The sequence below is a fragment of the Arachidicoccus ginsenosidivorans genome (assembly GCF_007971385.1).
GTDB lineage: Bacteria > Bacteroidota > Bacteroidia > Chitinophagales > Chitinophagaceae > Arachidicoccus > Arachidicoccus ginsenosidivorans.
Window position 1 is genome coordinate 4,046,163 of record NZ_CP042434.1, and the last position, 23,840, is coordinate 4,070,002.

At 41.1% G+C, this 23,840-nt stretch carries 27 protein-coding genes; 14 read left to right on the forward strand and 13 right to left on the reverse strand.

Going from position 1 to position 23,840, the window contains the following annotated elements:
- Positions 1 to 64: 64 nt before the first annotated feature.
- On the reverse strand, positions 65 to 1,438 hold the full coding sequence (locus tag FSB73_RS16305) for an IS1634 family transposase (RefSeq protein WP_158639582.1): 1,374 nt from the start codon (positions 1,436 to 1,438) through the stop codon (positions 65 to 67).
- A gap of 702 nt (positions 1,439 to 2,140) precedes the next feature.
- Here FSB73_RS16305 and FSB73_RS16310 point away from each other — a divergent pair.
- Positions 2,141 to 2,551 (forward strand): hypothetical protein, encoded by a 411-nt coding sequence (locus FSB73_RS16310; protein WP_146784552.1) that lies wholly within the window; start codon positions 2,141 to 2,143, stop codon positions 2,549 to 2,551.
- Between the two features lie 198 nt (positions 2,552 to 2,749).
- Here FSB73_RS16310 and FSB73_RS16315 read toward each other — a convergent pair whose 3' ends face one another.
- Both FSB73_RS16315 and FSB73_RS16320 read right to left on the reverse strand, forming a co-directional pair.
- Positions 2,750 to 3,550 carry a hypothetical protein gene (locus FSB73_RS16315; RefSeq protein ID WP_146784557.1) on the reverse strand — a complete coding sequence of 267 codons (801 nt, stop codon included), beginning with the start codon at positions 3,548 to 3,550 and terminating at the stop codon, positions 2,750 to 2,752.
- Between the two features lie 38 nt (positions 3,551 to 3,588).
- Positions 3,589 to 4,062 carry a transposase family protein gene (locus tag FSB73_RS16320; protein WP_146782665.1) on the reverse strand — a complete coding sequence of 158 codons (474 nt, stop codon included), beginning with the start codon at positions 4,060 to 4,062 and terminating at the stop codon, positions 3,589 to 3,591.
- 546 nt (positions 4,063 to 4,608) lie between these two features.
- Here FSB73_RS16320 and FSB73_RS16325 point away from each other — a divergent pair.
- From FSB73_RS16325 to FSB73_RS16340, 4 genes are all read left to right on the forward strand, one after another.
- Positions 4,609 to 5,427, forward strand: a complete 819-nt coding sequence (locus tag FSB73_RS16325) for a hypothetical protein (RefSeq protein WP_146784562.1) — start codon at positions 4,609 to 4,611, stop codon at positions 5,425 to 5,427.
- A gap of 271 nt (positions 5,428 to 5,698) precedes the next feature.
- On the forward strand, positions 5,699 to 6,133 hold the full coding sequence (locus FSB73_RS25295) for a DUF3791 domain-containing protein (RefSeq protein ID WP_225974085.1): 435 nt from the start codon (positions 5,699 to 5,701) through the stop codon (positions 6,131 to 6,133).
- Between the two features lie 2 nt (positions 6,134 to 6,135).
- Positions 6,136 to 6,243 (forward strand): DUF3990 domain-containing protein, encoded by a 108-nt coding sequence (locus tag FSB73_RS27705; RefSeq protein ID WP_146784567.1) that lies wholly within the window; start codon positions 6,136 to 6,138, stop codon positions 6,241 to 6,243.
- Complete coding sequence (locus tag FSB73_RS16340) at positions 6,240 to 6,635, forward strand: DUF3990 domain-containing protein (protein ID WP_146784571.1); 396 nt, start codon at positions 6,240 to 6,242, stop codon at positions 6,633 to 6,635. Before FSB73_RS27705 ends, FSB73_RS16340 begins: the two co-directional genes overlap by 4 nt.
- Here FSB73_RS16340 and FSB73_RS16345 read toward each other — a convergent pair.
- The 4 genes from FSB73_RS16345 to rlmN all read right to left on the reverse strand — a co-directional run bounded on the left by FSB73_RS16345 (position 6,619) and on the right by rlmN (position 10,087).
- Positions 6,619 to 7,341, reverse strand: a complete 723-nt coding sequence (locus FSB73_RS16345) for an RluA family pseudouridine synthase (protein ID WP_146784574.1) — start codon at positions 7,339 to 7,341, stop codon at positions 6,619 to 6,621. The two genes, FSB73_RS16340 and FSB73_RS16345, sit on opposite strands and share 17 nt — an antisense overlap.
- Before the next feature lie 170 nt (positions 7,342 to 7,511).
- Positions 7,512 to 8,003, reverse strand: a complete 492-nt coding sequence (locus FSB73_RS25300) for a hypothetical protein (protein WP_225974086.1) — start codon at positions 8,001 to 8,003, stop codon at positions 7,512 to 7,514.
- The gene (locus FSB73_RS16350; protein WP_225974087.1) at positions 7,961 to 8,965 is read right to left on the reverse strand and encodes a pseudouridine synthase; all 1,005 of its coding nucleotides are present in this window, start codon (positions 8,963 to 8,965) and stop codon (positions 7,961 to 7,963) included. The genes FSB73_RS25300 and FSB73_RS16350 overlap by 43 nt, the downstream gene beginning before the upstream one ends.
- A 72-nt stretch (positions 8,966 to 9,037) precedes the next feature.
- Positions 9,038 to 10,087: a 23S rRNA (adenine(2503)-C(2))-methyltransferase RlmN gene (rlmN, locus tag FSB73_RS16355; protein ID WP_146784576.1), complete on the reverse strand. Its 1,050-nt coding sequence runs from the start codon at positions 10,085 to 10,087 to the stop codon at positions 9,038 to 9,040.
- A 346-nt stretch (positions 10,088 to 10,433) separates the two neighbouring features.
- Between rlmN and FSB73_RS16360 the strand changes: the two genes are divergently transcribed.
- Both FSB73_RS16360 and aat read left to right on the forward strand, forming a co-directional pair.
- Entirely contained in the window at positions 10,434 to 10,796 is a 363-nt protein-coding gene (locus FSB73_RS16360; RefSeq protein WP_146784579.1) for an ATP-dependent Clp protease adaptor ClpS, read from the forward strand.
- A gap of 85 nt (positions 10,797 to 10,881) precedes the next feature.
- On the forward strand, positions 10,882 to 11,640 hold the full coding sequence (gene aat, locus FSB73_RS16365) for a leucyl/phenylalanyl-tRNA--protein transferase (protein ID WP_146784582.1): 759 nt from the start codon (positions 10,882 to 10,884) through the stop codon (positions 11,638 to 11,640).
- Positions 11,641 to 11,833: 193 nt separating this feature from the next.
- On the opposite strand, the gene FSB73_RS16370 is transcribed toward aat, so the two are convergent.
- Positions 11,834 to 12,223 (reverse strand): hypothetical protein, encoded by a 390-nt coding sequence (locus tag FSB73_RS16370; RefSeq protein ID WP_146784585.1) that lies wholly within the window; start codon positions 12,221 to 12,223, stop codon positions 11,834 to 11,836.
- Positions 12,224 to 12,572: 349 nt separating this feature from the next.
- On the opposite strand from FSB73_RS16370, the gene rocD reads away from it, so the two are divergent.
- Complete coding sequence (rocD, locus tag FSB73_RS16375; protein ID WP_146784588.1) at positions 12,573 to 13,808, forward strand: ornithine--oxo-acid transaminase; 1,236 nt, start codon at positions 12,573 to 12,575, stop codon at positions 13,806 to 13,808.
- 206 nt (positions 13,809 to 14,014) lie between these two features.
- On the opposite strand, the gene FSB73_RS16380 is transcribed toward rocD, so the two are convergent.
- Complete coding sequence (locus FSB73_RS16380; protein WP_146784591.1) at positions 14,015 to 14,689, reverse strand: protein-L-isoaspartate(D-aspartate) O-methyltransferase; 675 nt, start codon at positions 14,687 to 14,689, stop codon at positions 14,015 to 14,017.
- A 77-nt stretch (positions 14,690 to 14,766) separates the two neighbouring features.
- On the reverse strand, positions 14,767 to 15,486 hold the full coding sequence (aqpZ, locus tag FSB73_RS16385) for an aquaporin Z (RefSeq protein WP_146784594.1): 720 nt from the start codon (positions 15,484 to 15,486) through the stop codon (positions 14,767 to 14,769).
- A gap of 112 nt (positions 15,487 to 15,598) precedes the next feature.
- Here aqpZ and FSB73_RS16390 point away from each other — a divergent pair, with 112 nt between their 5' ends.
- The 3 genes from FSB73_RS16390 (at position 15,599) to FSB73_RS16400 (ending at position 18,452) form a co-directional block, all read left to right on the forward strand.
- Positions 15,599 to 16,333 carry a 2-phosphosulfolactate phosphatase gene (locus FSB73_RS16390; protein ID WP_146784597.1) on the forward strand — a complete coding sequence of 245 codons (735 nt, stop codon included), beginning with the start codon at positions 15,599 to 15,601 and terminating at the stop codon, positions 16,331 to 16,333.
- Positions 16,334 to 16,434: 101 nt separating this feature from the next.
- A complete protein-coding gene (locus FSB73_RS16395) occupies positions 16,435 to 16,944 on the forward strand; it encodes a BatD family protein (protein WP_146784600.1) in 510 nt (169 codons plus the stop codon).
- Positions 16,941 to 18,452: a BatD family protein gene (locus FSB73_RS16400; protein ID WP_146784602.1), complete on the forward strand. Its 1,512-nt coding sequence runs from the start codon at positions 16,941 to 16,943 to the stop codon at positions 18,450 to 18,452. The genes FSB73_RS16395 and FSB73_RS16400 overlap by 4 nt, the downstream gene beginning before the upstream one ends.
- A gap of 104 nt (positions 18,453 to 18,556) precedes the next feature.
- On the opposite strand, the gene FSB73_RS16405 is transcribed toward FSB73_RS16400, so the two are convergent.
- Positions 18,557 to 19,276 (reverse strand): class I SAM-dependent methyltransferase, encoded by a 720-nt coding sequence (locus FSB73_RS16405; protein ID WP_192904068.1) that lies wholly within the window; start codon positions 19,274 to 19,276, stop codon positions 18,557 to 18,559.
- 82 nt (positions 19,277 to 19,358) lie between these two features.
- Here FSB73_RS16405 and FSB73_RS16410 point away from each other — a divergent pair, with 82 nt between their 5' ends.
- Positions 19,359 to 20,240 (forward strand): LysR substrate-binding domain-containing protein, encoded by an 882-nt coding sequence (locus FSB73_RS16410; RefSeq protein ID WP_146784608.1) that lies wholly within the window; start codon positions 19,359 to 19,361, stop codon positions 20,238 to 20,240.
- A gap of 80 nt (positions 20,241 to 20,320) precedes the next feature.
- Here the strand turns inward: FSB73_RS16410 and FSB73_RS16415 are convergent, their stop codons facing one another.
- Positions 20,321 to 21,031: a response regulator transcription factor gene (locus FSB73_RS16415; RefSeq protein ID WP_146784613.1), complete on the reverse strand. Its 711-nt coding sequence runs from the start codon at positions 21,029 to 21,031 to the stop codon at positions 20,321 to 20,323.
- 11 nt (positions 21,032 to 21,042) lie between these two features.
- Positions 21,043 to 22,020 (reverse strand): sensor histidine kinase, encoded by a 978-nt coding sequence (locus FSB73_RS16420; RefSeq protein WP_146784616.1) that lies wholly within the window; start codon positions 22,018 to 22,020, stop codon positions 21,043 to 21,045.
- Positions 22,021 to 22,122: 102 nt separating this feature from the next.
- Here FSB73_RS16420 and FSB73_RS16425 point away from each other — a divergent pair, with 102 nt between their 5' ends.
- Positions 22,123 to 22,998 carry a YicC/YloC family endoribonuclease gene (locus tag FSB73_RS16425; RefSeq protein ID WP_146784619.1) on the forward strand — a complete coding sequence of 292 codons (876 nt, stop codon included), beginning with the start codon at positions 22,123 to 22,125 and terminating at the stop codon, positions 22,996 to 22,998.
- 101 nt (positions 22,999 to 23,099) lie between these two features.
- Positions 23,100 to 23,831 (forward strand): gliding motility lipoprotein GldH, encoded by a 732-nt coding sequence (locus FSB73_RS16430; RefSeq protein ID WP_146784622.1) that lies wholly within the window; start codon positions 23,100 to 23,102, stop codon positions 23,829 to 23,831.
- The last annotated feature ends 9 nt before the right edge of the window (positions 23,832 to 23,840 follow it).

A 23,840-nucleotide genomic window follows, 5' to 3' on the forward strand; every position in this document is an offset into this window, starting at 1 on the left:
GGTGCATCATATATTCTGGATTGTTTAGAAATTGATTTTTAATTTCCTAAATTTAAGCCCTATTTTATACACTACACCTAAGCGCCTTCAAAATATTTTTCTGCAGGTTGGTTAACGTGACCACCTTGGTAAATTCTTTTCCATTCTGGGAGTGCTTGAGATTTACCTTGTAGATCATCTGCAGCTCACTCAATACTTCGCTAGGCTGCAGGCCTAGCTTGTTACATCTAAATTTGATTAAAGATAGTAGGCACATGGATAGATAGCAAAGTTTGACATGCGCATTTACCCGTTGTGGCAGCCAGAGCCTGATTGGGTGGAGCTGCACATCTCCTTTCATTGTACGAAAACTACGTTCTACCACGTCTTTCTCAAAATATTTTTGGACTACCGTTCCGGGCTTCAGTCTTGTGTTGTGGAATATTAAAGAGAAACCCACGAATTTTACCTTGGCATCCGTTGCTCCATCTGCCAACATTTTATCTTTTTTTAAGGCTTCGTATTTTGGATTATAAATGACGATCAGCTTTCCAAACAGGAATTCGACTTCCTGTACATAAACAATTGTCCCTTTTAGTATCACCTGATGCTTGGATGAATAGATTTTCTCCTTATCAATATGAGCCAGTATATTTTTTTTAATACCAATGGATTGCTTTACCCCTACGATCATATCAATATTCAGCCTGTGCAAATCTTCCACATTGGCCTCACTGTAAAAACCACGATCCATAATAATAGACTTAATGCCCCGTTGGGCCATTATTCTCATCATATCTTCCAGCACCTTGATATTGGAGATGCTGCCATTATATACTTTATGGAATACCGGGAAACCGTTCTCAAAACTAACACCTAAGCCAATCTGTATCAATTTAGAAACCCTGCCCTCTTTTCCTTTACGGGGAGTGGACTCATCATGCTTACCATTGTAATAAGTGTCTGTAACATCCAAAACAAAAGATTCGTTATCCTTTGGACATACCTTCTGCCAATACTCAAAAATGCTTTGTTCTAGAAACTCAAAGTCGCATTCTTCTAGGTAATCCAACGATCTATAGAGCTTCTCAGTTGATAGCTCATCTAAACCGATAATTTCTCGTACGGTTGACTCTTCAATCCATTTCCCCATTTTCAATACACTGCTCTTACAAAGTAGATGAGCAATGAGCAGGGCGATAATTGGTTTATGATGCTTGCCCAATAAATAATTTAAATTAAGTTCTTTCGCTAATTGATATAAAATACTGATATTAGCATACTGTTTGGCGTTTATCGCCTCAATTTTATTAATATCAACTTTCTGAACGGCCATGCCATTCTCTTCCTTGCCAACGTATTCAAGCACACGCTGTTTAACCTTTCCGTCTTCCCTGTAGTTTTCAACTTTTGCAAGATAGACCGCGTTGCCTTTTTTTATTTTTCGGATAAATGCCATCGTAGTGTATATATTATACACTACAAAGAAAAGCATTTTCTTCCATACAACAAAATAATTGCTGTATTTATGGGGTTTTCAGGCAAAAAAAAGTGTAGTGTACAAAATGGGGGCTAAACTTGGGTAATTTAAGTATTGAAGTGGAGCATCTGTTTTCGAGCGTCTTTAAGTTACTATTTTGCCAAACCCAATGCAATAAAGAGTTCAATGCTAATGGGGAGACCTTAGAAAAACAGTATTTAAGGCATACTTAGTAAAAATGCTGAAACACCGCTTCACTTGAGTGCCAAATACTCCCCTTTTATTCAGTAAGCAACACCTCTTTTAAACTTCTGACTATAAGTAACTTTCCTTTTCTTCAACCGCTATTATTGACAAAATATCCTTATTCGTTCTGGTTTTTATTTTGTGGGAATTAAGAAAGTGCGCGCTGTTGATTATTGCGTGCGCTGGTTAGGCATAATTTTAATGGGTTTTATGTAATTGTAAACCTTAAAGCCGCTGGTTTACAATGATATAAACAATATGCTAAAATATATAAAAATTGAGGTTGATCCCGGTTAAACCCTTAAATTTGGATAGTAATAATTACTAATGCATGAAGCTGATGCGTTCTGCTCATAAATGCGGTATGGAGGATAGCAGCGCTTCAATTAAAATTAATATAATTATCCACCAGCTATTTTATTAAAAAATTAATATATGAGCTTACTATCCCCTTTTGGTTACGGTGCCAATGGTAGCGGAGATTATCTTGGTAAAACTGAAGAAGAATATTTTCAGGACTATTTAAAAGAGTTTCCACTCACAGTAGAAAGACTCGATAGTGCGCTACGTGAGTTTTTCATACAAGGATTTAATGATGGGCTCTCACAAGGGTTATTACAGGGGTTTTCTGAAGGCAGTGATGATAAAGCCAATGAAATTGTTCAGTATATGCTGCGAATGAAGGTGTTTACCATTGATCAAATAGTGGAAGCAACCCAGGTAGAAAAAGAAGAAATTCTGTGGATGCAGAAATCTATAGAAAGTGATTATAATAATGGTAAGAAGGGGGGCAAAGATAAAGGTAAAGGCAAAAATAGAAACAAAAATGACAAAAATGGGAAATAATCCCGTAGTGACAGCAATTCAGAGTCAATTTAAGTAAAATTTCCGTTACTGTGCTAATTTCCAAGACTAGGCATAGCTCCGCCAGCCCAGCAAGCTGAGTCAATTTAGTAGCGTAGTTAGTAGGTTTAGGTTTGGTTTTAGTTGGAGTTAAGAAATTGGTTTCGTAAGGTTTATCGGCTTATCCTCCCGCCTCTTTATCTATTCCAGGCGGATTTGGCACCTTTGCCTGTTTTGCATGATCGTTTCTTTGCATATGACCCGTTCCAATAAAACAGATTTAAGCCGGTCCCACAGCATTTTTATGGTAACCTTTGACTGTTTGACAAGCTTAATCACCGCCTTTGACTTTATAGTTAATTGATGAATTATATGGGCTATTTGCAGCAGTATATAGTATTTATACAGGTTCATGATGCTTTTGCGAACAAATTTGTGCTCCATATTGAACCCGTTATTCTTCTGATCATTGAATCCTTTGTTTTCTATTAGCCATCTGCTGCGGCCAGAAGACATAAAACGTCTGACAATTGATTGAAGCTGTGGGCTATCTAAATTAATGTTTAGGTTGGTAATATAGGCGAACTTGGTCACTGCTTGACTGTTATGCTTTGGGAATCTCCCCTCCATATAGTTTAACTGGTGGTTTTGGTGTTGGAGGTTAGCAGCCCATAGATATTGAACATCTCCTATGTTTGCTTCCTTTTGCCCTGGATTCAGCACTTCCGGGTACACAAAACTAACTTTTTCTAGGGTGTCCTTAATCTGCTCGTCCAGTTTTGGAAGGTTACCGTCTTTACGAGTAATTATATATTTCCAGCCATATTGCTCGCATTTTTTCATAACCGTTGCATTGGCATAGAGCCCATCTAAATGCAAACAGATAGGCAGCCGGGGAAACAGTTTGTGTAACTGGTCCGCGAGCCTGGAGAAGGCAGCCAGTTCACAGTCCTGCTTGTCATAAAACCCTTTTCCTTCATTACTAAGTAATTCACTGGCCACAGACAGGCAAAGGCCATTATCCGTTATGATTTTAGCTTCTAGTACACTGGCATAATAAGTAGTTGTATTATTTTTTTCTTGGAAAGCGCTCCATCCAATGGTGGGGTGTGATAACTCGCAACTCCAGTAGCATCCATTACAATATGATAATAACCTTCTGCCGGATTAATCACTTTGGATCGGATTAAAGCGTTAATCATCTTGCCTAATACCAATATCAGGTCTCCAGCATCTACTGTTTTAATTACATTGTTCACCGTGTCAAAGTGCGCTAATTGCATGTCGCCGTGTAATGCTTCAAAATTATCCTTAAAATAGCTCCCATCTTTCCTTAGTTGGTTCATGTTATTACGGGTTGAACCCTGAACCTGAAACATGTGAATGACCTGGGTCAATAGGTTAGACATGCTATATTTACAACAGTTATCAATCCGGTGGTCCTTCACCTCGCCAAGCCAGTCCGACAACTCAGGAAAGAAATGATGGCTCACTTTATTTAGCTGATAAATCAAATCAGCGGTGCTTAAATCTTGAAAATTCTCCTATGCAAAAAAAGTGCCAAAAACAGTGAAGAAAAATTGTAATTAAATGATTATTATTTGTTTATAATTTATATATATTGTATATTTGTAGCAGCTCTTAACGTAAAAAAAGCCCGTCTAGGGAACGGGCTGTCAACTGAATGTTGATAAACAATAAAAATTATGGAGAATATTGAGGCATCGCCTAGGCGATGCTGTGTCTATTATATAATATTTTATTTTAATGCATAATTTACACGCCTAGCCCTGCCATTGCGATTTGCTGACCATACAAAGAAACAAAATAAAATTAGTGCGAAAAATATTTTTTACCGACCTCTGAAAGCTACGCTACCAGTAAAAAGAAATTTGACTCTGAATTGCTGCGTAGTGACCACTTTTTTATTGTCTAATGAGGGGAATGATCATCAATTTTTTTGTTTACATGCGCTGACCCAAGCCGCCCAATCTCTACTAAAGAATTTGAATGGAAATAAGCCGTACTTATATCTTTCACAAACGCTGTCGTAAAAATACATGACCTTTTATCAAAAAACGCCAATTACAGTTATGTATATGGCCTTAGGCCTGTTAATATGCCAGGTGAGTTTTGGCCAACAGACCCAAATACTACAAGGTGTGGTTAGCTCTCCCTACGACAATAGCATCATCTTGAGCGAGGTCCAAATTAAAAACTCTAGTGGCGTACAAAGTCATGCAGATCCATCGGGAAAATATCTGATTGTTGTAAAACCTGGGGATACGGTCAGATTTTTTTATAAAAACCGACTAGTGGACGCCTATTTTTATTTAAAACCCCAACCCCACCCTACCTATGATGTAACGATAATAATGGATGAGTCCGCTAAGGCGCATGAATTGGCTACTGTAAAAGTGTACGGCAAAGGATATAAGGAAGATTCGCTTGCACGCAGACGGCGTTATAGCAATCTCTACGATTACCAGGATCCTAAGGTGGGTATGGGTAACAACAAGTGGTCAGAATCAGTGGGGGTTATGGGGGAGAAAATGCAACTCAATACCATGGATAAAAAGTTCAGTCTGCTGGATGTAAGGTCTCTGGCCAGTGTCTTTGGTTTTAAAAAAAGAAAACAAAGAAAACGTGCGCAACACTTTGCACTAGAGGCAGAACAAATGGCTTATATCAGACACCGGATGAAAAGGAGTATGGTTGAAAAATATGGCCAAATCCATGATGAGGATTCCTTGACTAATTTTATACAACGTTATAGCCCAAGTTTTGATAAACTAAAAGAGATGACTGATTTTGAGCTATCTCAATTTATTATTACCCAGGTAAAATTGTACAGGAAGAATCTGCCAGCAGAGCGTTGATGTTTCAGTTTGGAAAAGGATCGCTGCATTGCAATCATTTTTTGATGCTCAAAAGACTTTGTAATTCGGTTTTTTTTGCCTGTTTTAATAAGGATACAAAAAAAAAGGCTAAAAATTTAGGTGTACAATGCTTGGATATTAACTGATCCGATTAAGCAATTCTATGACACTTAGATTATTATATTCATAACTAAAAAGTTATTTATTATCACGTTTTTTTAATAGTTTATAAATAAAATTGGGGAAATTTGGGTTATTTAAGATCACAAAAATGGAAAAGCATGTCGAACAATTGATGTTGCCCTATAAGATCCAACAACTATTAGGTGTAATTTTAGAAAAGCGAAATATTGGGGTAAAGGATGCAATTTCCTTTCTATACGATTCTAAGTTATATAAAGAGTTGTCTGGTGACGATTCTTATTTATGGGGGTTAAGCCCCTATAATTTATATGACCAATTGATCCAAGAAAAGGCGGAGGCGCTAGATAGAATTAACTTATCCATGCCAATTTTACTTTTTCTGGCTTTTTGTATCGAAAATTATAAAAAACACACGAACTTTTCTTCTGAAAAAGTGCTAGAATTATTTAACCTATATGGTGTGATTGATTATCTTGTTGAAGTTTATGAAATGTTACATACACAAGGGGAAGGTTATATTATGGAAGAAATTGATCGTTTTATAGAAAATAGGAAAAAATAAGGATGAATGTATATCATGGATCGGTCATTGCCATGGGAAAGCCGTTACGCTCTAAATGCAGGATCAGTACTGACTTTGGTAAAGGTTTTTATGTGACCACCAATCTATAGATCAGGCCAAAAAATGGGCCTTGCTAAAGCAAAACAGCGCAGATCCATATGATAAACAGGATGCTATTGTCTCTGTTTATGAATTGCACCCGGCTATTTGGGACGATTCGGCTTTTGAAATAAAACGTTTTGAGTCTCCATCCAAAGATTGGTTGAATTTTATTTTGGATTGTAGAAAGGGTGTTGCGCATCCTTATGAGGTGGTATTTGGAGCGGTGGCAAATGACAAAGTTTATGCAACTATTTCATTATTTGAATCAGATGTACTTACGGTAGAAGAGACAATTGCCCGGTTGAAAGTAGATGATTATTTCAATCAGATTTCGCTACACTCTAAGGCTGCGATTGCCAACTTGATATTTAAACAGCAAATTATTATAAAGGATTTGTAACTGCTGCATGTTTACGCAGCTGCGAAAGCGTTGCCTGCATATCCTTGGATAAGGGTGCCTCAAATACATAGTCCTCGCCTTGAAACTGAAACCTGATTTCATGAGCATGCAATGCCAATCTTCCCATTAAAGGTCTTTCTTCCAGTTCTTTTTTAGCCAGATTGAATTTTTTCTTTATTGTTGAGAGTAATAACGGCTTCCCTTCACCATATATGCCATCACCTACGATCGTATGTCCCAGGTAGCCGCAATGTACCCGGATCTGATGGGTTCTGCCAGTAAAGATCCTGAAACGAACCAGGCTATAGCCTTTAAAGGTCTCTTTGGTCTCATAGGCCGTTTTAGAAGCTTTCCCCTTAACGTGGTTAATCATCTTCCCTCCTGCCGGATGCTCCATAATGCCGGTCTCAATGATGCCTTCCTTTGGTATTAAAGTCCCTTCCACCAATCCTAAATAATATTTTTCCACCTCACGGGTCTGAAAAAGTTTGGAGAGGGTTTTATGGGTCTCAGCGTCGCGGGCAAATAGGATCAGGCCACTGGTTGGCTTATCCAACCGGTGTACCGTATAAATCTCCCCGTATTTTTGCAGCAGTAAATCTTTTAAGGAAGGTTCAGATTGTTTTCTGTCTGGTACACTTAAAAGACCGGAAGGTTTATTAATAACTATAAAATGATCATTCTCGTGTAAAGTCTCAAATCGCATGGGCCGTTATAAAAAATAAAAATTAAATCTGAATTCTAAATTAAAAAACAGGCAAATCAAAATTGCATCCCTTTATTGTTTCTCCCTGCGGGTGGTTCTGCCCTGAGGCTTTGATTTGGGACTTTTTGAGACCTGCTTATCTGCCAAAACCGACTTATTCACCTGTTTTCTTAAAGGTCCTGCCTGATTTCTATCCCGTCCACCGTCTGCTGCTTTTTTACTGGCAGCATCTTTGTCCGTTGGAATCCGGGTTCTTTTGGCTTTTTTGTAGGTGCAGCCCCAGTTGTTGTCGCTCTTTTTGTATGAGATGTTGCTTTTTTTGTCGATCTTGATGTAGATCCTGTTCTAGTATTTGACTTTGGTCTGGACTCAAGGACTTCTTCAACATTATCAATATCCTCTACTGCATCTGATTCGGCTACCTTTTTTGCTTTTTTTGTACCGCCGGCATTCATGAATTTCAACAGACGCACCTCTTTTTCTGAAAGGTAACGCCATTTGCCTCTTTCGACATTCTTTTTAGTCAGACCAGCAAACATGACGCGGTCCAGTTTCTTAACCTCATAGCCCAGATGTTCAAAGATTCTGCGGACAATTCTGTTTTTACCACTATGAATTTCTATCCCAACAACAGATTTGTCTTTTTGATCCGGATAACCCACTTGGTCAGCCTTGATATCGCCATCTTCCAGGGTAATGCCGGTAGCGATGGCTTCCAGGTCTTTTTGGCCACCGGACGGTCTAGTGTGGCTTCATATATTTTTTTAACTTCAAAAGACGGATGCGTCAATTGCTGAGCCAATTCACCATCATTTGTGATCAGCAATACACCTGTTGTATTTCTATCCAGCCTTCCTACCGGATAAAGGTGCTTTGCTTCCACCACATCCTTAAACAGATCAATTACTGTTTTTCTGCCTTTGTCATCTTTGGTGGTGGTAATATGATCTTTGGGTTTATTGAGCAGAAAATAAAAATGTTTGATTTGCAGGGTCAGTTGCTTGCCTTTTAATTTAACGATGTCCTTTTCTGTGACTTTAATGGCTGGTTCAAATACAATATCTCCATTGACCTGTACTTGTCCCAATTTAACCAGTTCTGCAGCTTCTCTTCTGCCACAAACACCTGAATGAGCAATGAATTTATTTAAAGGCATGGTCCCGTCATCTACCGGGGACGCCTTTGAACCTGAATATTGACTGTCATTTATGGCGCCTCTTTTAGACGCAAATTTATTATCCGCTCTTTTGTCGCCATATTTCCCTGCTCTTTGCGGGCGGCCATCACCGCTGCGCTCTCTGGGTGCATCATTATTACGCCTACTGTCATAACGGTTATTTCTACTTTCCCTGCTGTCGCTGTTTTTGCCATAGGTCTTTTTTGCTGAGCGGTCACCACTTTCTGGCCTGCGTTCTCTGAAGGATTTGCCTCCGCGGACATTTTCCTGATCATTCTCTGCTTTATAACCCGTATTGCCTCTTTGCTTTTCCAGCTTTTGGCGTCTGAACTCATCTCCAGCTGCGCGCAGCGCTGCCTTGGATTTGCGTTTCTCTTGCCGGTGTTCTTCCTTTATTTTGCCGGCAGATTTTTTATTGATAAATTTTTCAAATCCAAGTTTGCTCATGAGAATGGGATTGTTATAAAAATAATAGAGAGAAGCGCGTCTTGTTGCAGCGGTCCCCTTTGGGTTTTTGTTTTATTTGCCTTTATTGGCTAATTGACCGCAGGCGGCATCGATATCCTTACCGCGGCTGCGTCTGAGCCTGGCGTTAACTTTATGGGCTTCCAGATAGCGCATAAAAAGATCCGTGCTTTCTTCAGAAGGTTTGCTAAAGTTACTTTGTTCTATGGGATTGTATTCAATGATATTGATTAAATCTGCAGGTACTTGCCGGTAAAGTTTGACCAGTTCATCCGCATCTTTGGTACTCTCATTAAAGTTCTGAAAGAGAATATACTCAAAAGTGACATGCTGCTTGGTCTTTTTATAGTAATAATTGAGTGCTTCTGTCAGTGCCTTGATATTATTGGTCTCATTAATGGGCATGATCTGATTGCGCTTTTTATCACTTGCGGCATGAAGGGATAAGGCGAGCTTGAATTTAGCCTGATCGTCTCCCAGCTTGGTAATCATCTTAGCCACACCGGCAGTAGAAACGGTAATTCGTTTAGGACTCATACCCAGGCCGTCAGCGGCGGCAATGCGCTCTACGGCTTTCATGGTATTGGCATAATTTAGCAGCGGCTCTCCCATGCCCATAAAAACGATATTGGTCAGTTTTTGCTGATAATTTTCCAGGCTCTGCTTATTGATCAGGGCAACCTGGTCAAATATCTCATCGTAATGCAAATTGCGTTTGCGGTCCATAAAACCTGTTGCACAGAATTTGCAGGATAGGCTACAGCCAACCTGGGAGGAAACGCAGGCTGTTTTTCTTTCTTCCGTCGGAATTAGAACCCCCTCCACCATATGATGATCAACAGTCATAAAACGACTTTTCAGGGTGCCATCTTCGCTATGCTGTACGAGTTCTACTTTTAGTGCAGGCAAGGTGAAATTTTCTTCTAATTTGGCTCTGAGCGCTTTGCCCAGATTGGTCATATCGTCAAAACAACTGGCATGTTTGCTCCAGATCCATTCATATACTTGTTTAGCCCTAAATTTAGGTTCCCCTGCCACCTCAAAATACTGCTCCAGCTGGCCTTGGTTCAAATGCCGGATATTTTGTTTTGCCCCTTGATTCATCCGGCAAAGATAGACCCTTAATTTGTTAATTCGACTTATTGCCAAAGGATTTGCGCAGGCTAAGCTTAAATATAATAAAATTTTATGATGTTTGACTGCAGAGCTCACCTCCTAGCAAGTCTGTCGATTAGGTCAGAATAGCAAATCAAAAAACCAGTAAAGGAACTGCCTTAGGCGTGATTTTGAAAAGAGTTATTGATTATTAGGAGGTTATGAGATTTGTTATTGGTAGGCACTTGCGGTAAAAAAACATCCCAAAGAAGGGGTGATTGATTATAGTCTCCAGAGGCGATCCGGACAGGTAAATTTGAATCTTTGTTCACTTTTATTTTTTTACCTTTGGGCTATGAAAGAACATGGTCTTACCTACGGTAGAAATGTCGGTCAAAAAACCGGTCAACTCGCTGGCAGTATTGTAAGTGAAACCAATCCCAAGCCTTGGGAGCAGGAGCACGCAGATACATTGGTGGCGACGGAGTCGCCCCTGCAGCTTATTATCTGGAATGACCATTTTAATACTTTTGAATGGGTGATTACTGCGCTTGTTGAGATCTGCGGACATACGGAAGAGCAAGCTGAACAATGTGCTTTTATTATTCATACAAAGGGTAAGTATGCCGTCAAAAAAGGGGATTATGATACCTTAAAACCCATGTGCGACAGCATTACCGATCGTGGCATTGGTGCTACTATTGAAGCTGTCGTGTAACTATTTGTGACAAATGGCTGTTAATTAATAAATTATCGATTTTTAAAGGTAGACTCAAACGGTTGTTTGGTGCTCCTGCTCACGCATGTCAATTCCTATTCTTACAGATCGTTTATGGTTTCCGCCGGTGGACAGTGCCCTGTCAGACGGATTATTAGCCTTAGGCGGTGACCTTTCAAAAGAACGGTTACTTTTAGCCTATCATATGGGAATATTCCCTTGGTATGACACGGATTTGCCTATGTGGTGGTCACCCGATCCAAGGTTCGTGCTTTTCCCAAGTGAGCTGAAAATCAGCAAATCCATGAAAGTGCTGCTCAAAAAAAATGCTTTTGAATTTAGATTTAATCAGGCCTTTGACCAGGTGATCCAAAATTGTCAGCAGATTTACCGGCCCGATCAGGACGGCACCTGGATCACCAATGAGGTTGTGCGAGGATATACTGAATTACACAAAGCAGGATATGCAATCAGTGCAGAATCCTGGCTAGATGGTGTGCTTGTGGGCGGATTATACGGTGTCAGGTTGGGGAATATATTTTTTGGGGAGAGCATGTTTACCAGGCGCAGTAACGCCAGTAAATACGCCTTTATTAAATTAGTGGAAAAACTGCGGCTTGAAGGCGTCAGGCTCATTGATTGTCAATTGCATACGACACATCTGGAAAGCCTGGGTGCTATAATGATCCCTCGTCATGAATTTATGGGAATCCTAAAACGGGAAGTGCCATTAATTCCGGGGGTGATTTATGAATTAAGCGATATTGATGGGAAGGATAATGGTAATAATAATGGTAATAATAATGGCAATGGTAATATAAAGAATACCCGTAAAACGTATTAAAGCAGTTGAAGGCGCACTGTCCGCTTATATTAAACGTGTAAGTATTCATGATATAAAAATAGCCATGGGGGGCGAATTCGACCCCCATGGCTATATAGAGTTCAGTATTATGTGTGCGCAGGGGGTAATGTACTGATCCTGTTTATTTTCCTCGCACATGGCGTTTCTAATCTAATATCCGTTTTATTCGTGGTTATTTTTCTTTTACATTTATTTTTGGGAGCATGGCCATTACGATCATCAGGATACTGGAGATCAAAACGATATAAATGCCTACTTTTTTTTGCTGACAATCACCTGCGGAGCACATGGAATATAGCATAAAGTTTTTAAAAGCCCAGGCCAGATTGATGGCACAAATAAAGATATTGGTTCGTTTGCTCCAGAGTTTTGGCAGTATAAATAAGCCAAAAGCAATGATGCTAAAGGCAATATGTAAAATCCCTGGTTTGCCAAAATCGGTGGTGGCGGTATACATGCCAGTCAGTGTAGCATTTAAAGAGGGAATAAAACTCCAGGGAAGAAAACAAGCCAGAATAACTAGTAAGGACAAGGCCGCTCCTATTTGCTGCGAATATTTCATAATATGATTTTACTTTTATTTACCCTTGCAGTACGGTTTTGACAACTGTCAAATTTAACCTCCCGGGCTGGCAAAAGTAATAAAACTACGGCTCATTATAACCTGTTTGATGCTCAGATTTAGAAATCCGTTTTTGTTAGTTAGAAATTTATTATTATCTTGCAGGCCATGCGAGAATTATTCTTACATAGCTTCCTGGATTATCTGAATCATCCCTTGGGGTAACAATTAGTATCCCTTCTACCCGGTTATATACATACTTGGCTTCTATTTAAGAGTTTTCTGACCATTCAAGGGAGTGGCACAGAAGAGCCGTAATATTCTATCACTTTTTATTAATAATAATATCATGTCTAATCATATAGATGCAGCTACTGCATTATCCGAGAAATCAAAGCATTACTTAACTTTAGAAGATAAATATGGCGCCCACAACTATCACCCCCTTCCAGTGGTGCTGGAAAAAGGGGAAGGCGTGTTTGTCTGGGATGTAGATGGAAAAAGGTATTATGATTTTTTAAGCGGCTATTCCGCTATGAACCAAGGACACCGTCACCCAGATATTATGAAAGCACTGACGGATCAGGCAGCCAAGCTGACACTTACCTCCCGCGCCTTTTATAATAATGTGCTGGGTGATTTTGAAAAATATATTACAGAATTTTTTGGCTATGATAAAGTGCTGCCTATGAATACAGGTGCAGAGGCAGTAGAAACAGCCCTTAAACTTGCCCGCAAATGGGCTTATAAAGTTAAGGGGATTGCCCAGGACAAAGCCGTCATATTGACCGCCTCAGAAAACTTCCATGGAAGAACCATTTCAATTATATCTTTCAGCACGGATCCTGTTTCTAAGGATGGGTTTGGTCCTTTTACACCAGGTTTTGTCACTGTTGAGTATAATAATATTGCTTCACTGGAAAAAGCATTAGAGGATAAAAATGTCGCAGCCTTTCTGGTAGAACCTATACAAGGAGAAGCGGGTGTTCATGTACCTGACGAAGGTTATTTAACCAAGGCAGCAGCACTTTGTAAAGCAAATAATGTTCTTTTTATTGCAGATGAAATCCAGACCGGTCTTGCCCGTACAGGTAAAATGCTGGCCTGTGATCACGAAAATGTTCATCCTGATGTATTAATCTTAGGTAAAGCTTTAAGTGGTGGTGTACTTCCAGTAAGTGCCGTTTTAGCAGATGATGAAGTTATGCTGACCATACTACCTGGCGAACATGGCTCTACCTATGGAGGCAATCCGCTGGCTTGTGCAGTGGCCATTGAATCTTTAAAGGTCTTGAAAAGAGAGCATATGGCCGAACATGCTGCGCAAATGGGGCAGCTTTTCAGAGAAAAGATTCGCGGCTTAAACAGCCCGCTTATTAAAGAAATCAGGGGCAAAGGTTTATTAAATGCCATTGTGATTGAGCATAGCGATAAAGATGCGGCCTGGGAAATCTGTCTTAAATTAAGAGATGCGGGACTTTTGGCAAAACCTACTCATGGCGATAAAATCCGTTTTGCACCACCGCTGGTCATTACAAAAGAACAAATTCTGGAATGTGTGGATATTATTGCCAGTTGCCTTTAGTAAGGCAGGCATTGCTAAGTGCAGATTACAAAATGCAGACTTACGTGATAAAGGCTAAAAGAATGGTTAGCCAATACAGAATTATTACTTAAAATATTTAAACCATAAAAAATCCCGATTTGATTATTTTAAAATAATCAAATCGGGATTTTTCTATGCCTTTAAGTGTAGTCGGCAAACTTGAATAGAACCAGAACCAAGGCTATTTAAATGCTGTTCTGATCACTACTGCCTTCCAGCATCGGGACAAAGGAAAAATGTTCAAAGGTTTCTTCTTCCCAGGTGCCATCATCATTTTTGGTAATGCGCATCATCGTCTGAAACTCTTCTTCATCCTGCACCGGTAGTACCATCTTGCCACCGACTTTTAACTGTGCCATGAGTTTCTCCGGTATATAAGGAGCAGCCGCGGTAATAATGATCTTATCAAAAGGTGCGTAATCCGGAAGTCCTTTATATCCATCGCCGTAAAAAAAATGGATATTAGGGAAACGCTCTTTGAGTGGAAAATCTTTTTGCGCTTCAAAGAGTTTACGCTGCCTTTCAATAGTAAACACATCGGCTCCCATGGCGGCCAGTACACTGGCCTGGTAGATACTGCCTGTTCCGATTTCCAGGATGCTGTCTGTAGGTTTTACTTCCAGCAATTGGCTCTGATAGGCTACTGTATAAGGTTGAGAAATAGTCTGTCCTTCTCCAATAGGGAATGCTCTATCATCATAGGCAATCCTGTCAAAGGCGGAATCCAGGAAAAAATGCCTGGGTACCAGATTCATGGCATCCAGTACCCGGCTGTCCCGGATACCTCTGACATCGCGCAGGTAAGTGATCAACTGCTTTCTAAGTCCCTTGTGTAAGTATGTATCTTCGTATTTTCTCATAATCGGCTGCAAATTACAGCAATAGCTTATTGAAAGCTTGTGTTGTGGATAAAATTTGCCTTTTGCCTGAGATTCGTTTATGCATGCGGTTCCAGTGTTTCTGGCTCTGGAATATTGTTTGGCAATAACCATTTATATACGCCACCAGCCAGGATAGCTCCTACAATGGGGGCTAACCAGAATAACCATACCTGCCCCATTGCCCAGTCGCCCTGAAAAATGGCAGGTGCCAAAGAACGGGCAGGATTGACAGAGGTGTTCGTAACAGGAATGCTAATCAGGTGAATGAGTGTCAGCGCAAGACCAATGGCCACTCCCGCAAAGGCGCCGGAAGCTTTTTTATGCGTGGCTCCCATAATCACCATTACAAACATAAAGGTCATGACGATTTCACAGATCAGACAGGCGGCCATGTTATACCCACCTGGGGAATGTGCCCCGTATCCATTAGAGGCAAAATCGCCGATGGAGGTAAAATCAGATTTGCCGGTAGCAATCACATACAAAATGGCGGCGCCCAGGATACCTCCCAGCACCTGAGAGATGATATAAGGTACGACTTCTTTTCCTGCAAAACGTCCTCCTGCCCAAAGGCCAATAGAGACAGCGGGATTAAAGTGCCCCCCGGAGATATGCCCAAAAGCATAAACGCCGGTAAGTACGGTAAGTCCAAAGGCAAGCGCAACACCCAGAAAACCAATGCCCAGATTAGGAAAGGCAGCATCCAAAACAGCGGCACCACAACCCCCCAGTACCAACCACATGGTACCAATAAATTCAGCAATGTACTTTTTCATAAATATTAATTATTTAGGTGAACAATTTAAATCTAACGCAAAAAAGCGTATGATTCGTGTACGGAAAATACAAATATTATACTTATGCTCAAAAGTTCTTTATTTTGCAGCCATGGAAAAACGAACTTTACATACAGTACTCTCTCCCAGATTGCTGGATTTATATACCCTATCTGATGCTACTATTGTGATCATTGATGTCTTCAGGGCAACTTCTACCATCGCTACTGCCTTGAGTCACGGAGCAACAGCGGTCTTTCCAGTAGCAGATGTAGAAAAATGTAAACAACTGGGCGCTGAACTAAACGCCATCACCGCTGGCGAAAGAAACGGCCAGGTCATCGAAGGACTGCTACATGGTAATTCCCCGGCAGAATACCCCAGTACGTTTATTGATGGTAAGCAATTGGTCTTAACCACCACCAATGGAACCAAGCTACTGAAAATGGCATTAGATCAGGGCGCTGCCCAGATCATTACCGGTTCTTTTGTAAATCTTGGCAGCGTTTGTCAGTTTTTGGAAAAAAGCCAAAAAAACGTGATCCTGGCCTGTTCAGGCTGGAAGGACCGGTTTAACCTGGAAGATACTTTGTTTGCCGGCGCAGTGGCAGATCAACTCAGTGAAAAATTCGCAATGAATTGTGACAGTACCCTGATGGCAAAACAGATGTACCAACTACATAAAGAGGATATGACCAATTTCATTCGTAATACTTCCCACTGGCACCGGTTAAAGGCCTTCGGACTGGAAAAAGACCTGGAATTCTGTGTGACGCCTGGAGCAGCGGAAGTGCTGCCACTTTATAATCCAAAGACAGCTGCATTGACCGCTGCTGCAATTTCTTAAAATATATCACTACTCACTTGTTAACAAAGAATTTAAAAAGTATTCCCAATCTTTACAAAGAAGATTTTTTGAAACTAGCAAGCAGATTAAATTTGGAATCTATGTTTAAACGGACGATTCTCGTAATATTTGTATTAGGTCTGATGATCAGCGGTCTGGTCGCTCAGCCAGCTGTCCAATTGCATCTATCTGATCAAACAATTGGCTCTAAAGACGCCTTACAGGTAACCTATGAATTTAAAAATATCAGCCAACCCCAAATGCCAGATGTCAGCTTTGCAGATTGGGACGTAAACGGCCCTTCCATCTCTCAGCGCACCTCCATTATTAACGGGAATGCTACTTCTTCCTATTCTTATATCTATACCCTTTACCCGAAGCATATTGGAACATTAAAGGTACCAGGCATCACATATGATTATAATGGCAAGCCTTTAGTCTGTCATGATCAGACCGTCAAAGTGGTTCAAAAAGAACATGTAAAGAAAAAACAAAGTGCGGGTACAGATCCTTTTGGTTCATTACTGCAAAGCATTCCGGCCATGCCTGGCATGGGATTGCCAAGTGATATTTTTGGCTCCCCAAGTGCCCCACCCCCTCCTCAGGCGTGATCGTACATCCCGGTGAAGGCTATGACCAGGCTGCTGCCCGGGATTTCTTTATTAAAATCACACCCTCTAAGAAAACCTTCTATGTGGGAGAGCCTATATTAGTGGATTATGAATTTTTCGGGGCGGTCAACTGCAGCTGGAAGCCACAAAGGTTTCCTTCTTTTAACGGTTTTAGTGTAACAGATATAGAGCGCAATCTCTATCCATATGACGTAAAAGTGAACGGTAGATCCTATCGGGCCAGGGGCATCCGTAAGGCGCAGCTAGTCGCCCTAAAGACCGGAGACTTGCCCCTAGACTCCGCCTCCGTGCAAGTGCAAACAACCTTTATTGATGCAGGCAATCCCGCTGATCGCAATGATGCAACCGCTATAATAAAAAGCAAACCCATGCAGGTAACCGTGCTGCCATTGCCAACCCAGGGACAACCAGCAGATTTTTCAGGTGCTATTGGGCAGTTTACAATAAGGGCAACGGTGGATAACAATAAATTGCCAGCAGGAGAAAACAACAGGCTACATATCCATATAACCGGCACGGGCAACTTGGACGGGGTTTCCCTACCTGATATAAATTGGCCTTCAGATATCCAGGCCTATGACGCAAAAGACAGCCAATCGGTCAATAAAACGAATTTTCCGATGGAAAGGTCCTTGGACTTTGAGGTGCCTTTTATTGGCAATAAAGAGGGCGGTGTGAAAATCCCTCCCATTGTTTTTAATTATTTTAACCCCGATACCAAAAAATACGCGACAGATTCCACCGATACCATTCAAATCCAGTTCACTGCTCCTTTGAAAGACAATGGTATTGAACAGGGATTGGCGCAGAACCATAAAACAAATAAAGAGTATTTATGGATTGTAGCGCTTATTGCCTTAATGGTTGCGGCAATATTTGGTGTTGCTGAATATAGAAAATCAAAAAAAGCAAAAGCACAAAAAAGAAGAGGCAGCCAGCTTCAATCAGAGCATAACCGTACCGCTGGCAATAAGGATATCAAGGACAATCATTCCATTGAAGATCAAAAAAATAAGCCAGGGCCGGTGAGCGCTACGCCTGCCAGACCATCCACGGCCGAGACACCAGACCATCTGCAATATCTGCCTGAAGGGCTGAGTAGTAAAATAATAGCGAAGAATAATCCAATACAAGCTGACCAGATAAATTCAACAACAACAGACTCTGGGCAACTGGAAAGCCCGGTTAAATCAAGGGCTGATTTAAGAGAAGAAGCGATTAGGGAATTAAAGCAAAGGCAAGATCCGAAAGAATTCTTTGTGCTGGCAAAGGCTTATATAATTGAAGAAATGCAATACCAGCTAGATAGTCACGAGACGGATGAACATAAACTCCTGCAAGAGCTGGAGAAAAGACGTCCTGATTTGGCCAGCGATTTAAGTGCGCTTATTACAACGTGCAATAAAGCCCTCTACTTGCCGGTCGGCGCCCAAAACGCTATGCACCAGGTTTTGGATAAAATTGAGACGATGATACATGGATCGTAAAATTATGATTGGTTTTTTTAAGCATTGCCTGTCTTAAACTGTCCGTAAAGACAGGCAGTGCTTAAAAATTAACAACCTGGCCTAGGTGATGCCTATATCCCGGCCTACTTTACAGACTTAAAGCCGACAAAGGAGGCGAAACACAGGTTTTTGTGCAACACATCAACTCGTTTAAATCCTGTTTTTTCCAGTAGATTTAATTGATAGATCAAACTACGAGGGGTGTCTTCCTTTTCTATATAGGCAAACACGTGATCGCGATAATCCGCATCTTTCAAACTGGTGAGGTAGCTGCCATATAAATCTTCATAGAAATACGCCTGCAGACCTTGATCCGCCTGGTGGACGAGGTCGAAGATCCAGATACTACCCTGATCGCTTAGCAGGTTATAAAGTTTGCTGAAAGCCGCTTCCCAATCCTTATCGTCTCTTAAATGATGCAAAACGGCGGTGGCAATGATGACGTCGTATTTTTGCTGCCCGAAGTCTGCTGTTCTAAAGTCCCCTTTGATTGTTTGAACTGCGCCTGAGGTAAGGGGTGATACCCTTTCTTTGGCTCTGTTGAGCATGGGAAGGCTGAGGTCCGATAAGGTTACTTGGATGTCGGGTCGTTTCTGGGCTAGTTTTACGGCAAAATTGCCCGCTCCGCAGCCTATATCCAATACCCTGCCTAGCTTGGGGTAACAGCGCACGATGCCCTCAGTTATCAGCTCCAAATTGAGGCTGGCATCCAGCGTTGTTTGTTGTCCCGTCTCTAGTTTGGAGAATCTTTCTACATCTTTATCAAAACGCGCTTCGATCTGCTGAATCGTTGATTTTTCCATGATTTTTTATTTTATACAAAAGTAAAGCGGTCATTGATACCTGAAAAATACTATTTTTGTCAACTATTAATACTTTATAAGTATGGAACTACGGCATTTACGATATTTTCAGGTGTTGGCAGAAGAATTACATTTTGGACATGCTGCAAGGCGGCTTTTTATTTCCCAGCCGCCACTAAGCAGGCAGATTAAGGAACTGGAACAAGAGCTGGCGGTTACCTTATTTTTAAGAGACAACAAAAGGGTGCAATTGACGGATGCAGGAAAATACTTTTTGCAAGAGGTTCATGGTATTTTCAATAAGCTGGAAACGGCCAAAGTTCAAGCCGGGAGGATTCATCATGCACTGGCCGGGGATATTAAAATCGGCTATATAAGTTCTATTGACAAAAAAAAATTGGGGGAGTTGACCCGTCAGATACAACTGGCGCATCCATTTATAAAAACGCAACTCTTTGAATTGCCTACCGCAAAACAGATTCAGGCACTGGAAGCAGGCCGGCTGGATGTTGGCATTATCCGCGGACCGAATCCATCGGCCGCTTTGACAGCTGAAAAATTATATGAGGATGGATTTTGTCTGGCCATGCCCGGGAAAACAGCGCTTCCAAATGATATCTCAGCGTTGGAGCAGCTGCCCTTTATATCCTATCACGTAAGCGCGGTTCCCGTTTATCATGCACAGATGCTGGCCTTTGCCGCACAAATGGGCTTTACACCTCAGTTACGCTATGAGTGCAACAACATCTCTTCTATTTTAGAACTGGTTCATCTGGGGGCAGGTATCAGCATTGTGCCAGGCGCTGTAAAGAGCCAGTATGACCATCTGGATATACAATTTTATACACCAGCATTATCTACCATCCTAACACAAGTTATGCTGGCCGCGCAAAGAGCCCAACAGCATCCGGCTTTTGAGGCAATCCGGGCATTGATCATACCATTATTCGGTACCCAAAAGTAAAATATGCCAAAGCCTGGTTGGCAATTATTCCCCTCCAAAAGTAGGCAGGCTTTGCTTATTGTGGCACTAATTGCCGCGGATTAAACCTCTGTGAATTTATACCCTACACCTCTTACGGAATGAAAATAGGTCGGATTACGGCTATCTTTTTCAAAGTATTTTCTGAAGTTCAAAATGAAATTGTCAATGGTTCTTGTGGCCGGAAATACATTATACCCCCATACGACCTGTAATATTTTCTCTCTGGTGACCACTTCGTTTTTGTTTTCAAAGAGTAGTTTGAGTAACATCGTTTCCTTTTTACTCAATTCAACGGTTTTGCCTTCCCAGGTGGTGGCCTGTTGGGCATTAAAAAAGATTTGATTGTCCCCAAAACTAAAAGAGTCGCTGATTGTTTCCTTATCCTGCAGTTTTTTGTTTTTCTCAATCAGTTTATAAACGCGCAGCAGTAATTCTTCCAGGTCAAAAGGCTTGGTCAGGTAATCATCTGCTCCTTTTTTCAGACCGGTTACTTTGTCTACGGTTGTGTTTTTGGCACTTAGTATCAAAATAGGTGTTTCAATATTTTGAATACGAATACGTTCTGTTGCACTGATGCCATCTAGCTCTGGCAGCATTACATCCATAATAATGAGGTCAAAGTATTCATTCTCTACAGCCTTTAAAGCCTTATTGCCATCATAGGCAGAAGTTACTGTATAGCCTTCCAGCTCCAGGTTCAGTTTTAGGGTGTCATGCAGGTTTTCTTCGTCTTCTACCAGTAATATATTGCCGTTATTTGCTGTTGTCATGCTGAAAAGTCTTATTGTTTTAATAATGAAAACTGTATGGTAAAGATAGCGCCATTTGGTTGATTATCCGCCAGCTGGATCTGACCTGCGTGCTCCTGTGTAATCTTTTTGCATAAATATAGCCCTAGGCCGGTACCTTTCGTTTTGCGTACAGATTCACTGCCTGACCTGTAGAATTTGGCGAATATCTTGGATTTTTCTGATGCGTCAATGCCAGGCCCCTGATCAGCCACATGTAAGATGGCATACTTATCTTTAATATTTTCGACGCCGGCCGTTATTGTTGAAGGCTGAGGTGCATATTTTATGGCATTTTCTAGCAGATTACTGATGAGTAGTTCGAGTAATAATTGCTCGCCTTTTATCCATACATCAGGTGTTACCCGGGTAATAAAAGTTCTGGAAGGGTGCCGCAGCTGAAATTGATGCAGCTGCTCTGTCATGATCTCAGATAAATTGACCGCTTGTGCACTAAGGGGGTGCTGGCCACTTTCAAGTTGCGCCGTTGTCAGAATATTGCTGGTCAGGGTATTGAGCCTATTGGTTTCACTGAGTGTATTTTCCAATAATTTACGTTGCTGATCCGGATTTAAATGGCGTTTAAGCATGGTTTCCAGATTCAGCCTGGCAACAGCAATTGGTGTTTTCAATTCATGGGTAATGGCCATCATGAAATTCTGCTGCTGATCCGCCTGCCTGAATCCTTGGCGGATCGTTCTGTAAACAAAGGCGGCTCCAATCATAATCAGGATAAAGAAGGTGGACCCCTCTCCTACATATTGCAGGAATTTACGATGTTTTGCATCTTTAAGCGCCACGACCTTCTCCTGATACTGGTAGTCATCCTGGCGCAGTTGCTCATAACGATAAAAATACATCTGCTGGTTTTGTTTTTCCAAAGAGATAAACCACCATACCAGTGCAGACACGATATAGAGCAGTAAAAACCAATAGGTAAAGGAAATAAAATAAAACTTATGTTTTTTCATGATCAATAAGGGCTTAATTTTGCCCCATATACGAGCCTAAAATTGAATTTAAGGGGCAATTTAGCCAAAATTAAGTAGGTTTGTTATTAAATTTATTATTATATGCTTCTTTCAATGACAGGCTATGGCCGTGCAGAACAGTTAATCGGGGACAAAACTTTCCTGGTAGAGATCAAATCACTCAATGGGAAGCAGTATGATATCCGAATGAACCTGCCTGCATTATTGAAGCCTTTTGAGTTTAATATTCGCAATCTGATCTCCGATCATCTGATCAGAGGTAGTGTTGAATGTACGGTCACCATCAAACAAAATGGTGCCGGGAAATCAGTAGCCTTAAATGCCGAGCTGGCTAAACATTTTTATATATCTATGGAAAGGCTGGCCAGAGAGCTCAATGCATCCACCGAACACTTGTTGGGGGCTGTGCTTAAGCTGCCAGAGGTCATCTCTAGTTCAACAGAGGTCTTAAGTGATCAGGATTATGCGGCATTTGAACAAATCCTCTTAAACGCGTTGCAAGCCATCGAGAAACACAGAGAAGGTGAAGGCGCTGCGCTGGAACAGGATCTACTGTTACGCATTAAAAACATAGAATCTTATCAACCTCAGATCGCTGCAAAAGAAGTCAATCGCCGAGTGAAGATAAAAGAACACCTTACCAAGATTTTAGAAGAACATGTAGGAAAAGAGTCCTATGATGCCAACAGGCTTGAACAGGAGTTGGTGTATTACATTGAAAAGATTGATATCAGTGAAGAACAAGTGCGTTTAAAAACGCATTGTGCCTATTTTAAAGAGATCTTGCAGGAATCAGGCAAGTCCAAAGGCAAAAAACTGGGATTTGTGCTGCAAGAAATTGGCAGAGAGATCAATACGACTGGTTCTAAGGCCTATGATCTGGATATACAGCGACTGGTTGTGCAGATGAAAGATGAGTTAGAAAAAGCCAAAGAGCAAATCTTAAATGTACTCTGATCTCGCTCATACCGGCAATATAAATTATAGTGCTCTAAGATGTTGAACCACAAATTGCCTTGAGCTATTAATGCGTTTAGCCAGCGTTTCTATCATTTGAATTGAAGTTAAGTCATACAGAATATACCCAGAGAGAATATACCAAGAGAGAGAATACACTTATGCGTTGCACCTTAAGAGTTATACATACCGTTAAACAAACTTTCTTTAAGGAACCGACAGACCTGAAAAGGCTGGGGTGCTTTGCTGCGGCGTTTTTATTAATTTGTTTTAGCAGCTGCAGTGATCAGGTAGGTTTTCAGGAGAGATTGGTCTCAATTCCAAAGCAAGCCTGGACGCATGAATACCAGCCTTGGATACAGATACAAGTTCAGGATTCTACGGTGCCTTACCGGGTTTATGTCGTTATTCGTCATAATCAGCAGTTTAAATACGATAATTTATTACTCCGTTATGGATATATTGCTCCTGGGGATAGTGTAAAGTATCAGGAGGTGAATCTTCCGTTGGCTAAAAATGGTCAGTGGCTGGGAGATACCCTGGGCTCTATTGTGGAGACCAGAATACGCCTGGGGGGCATGGCGGCCAGACTTCCAATTGGTAACAATGGCTTCGTCCTAAGTCATCTGATGCCCGATGAACCATTGCTAGGTGTGTTACAGTTGGGAATCCGCATTGAGGCGGCCGGCCCTTACCAGACAGCGGAGTCAGCGCAAGTTGCAGATTCCACCGGGCTACATAATACGGGTAAAAATATCTTGGATACGGATACCACGCATAAAGCTGCTGCTAACGAATCAGAAAAGAATAAAAATAGCGGGAAAAAAAGATGAGATTTGACG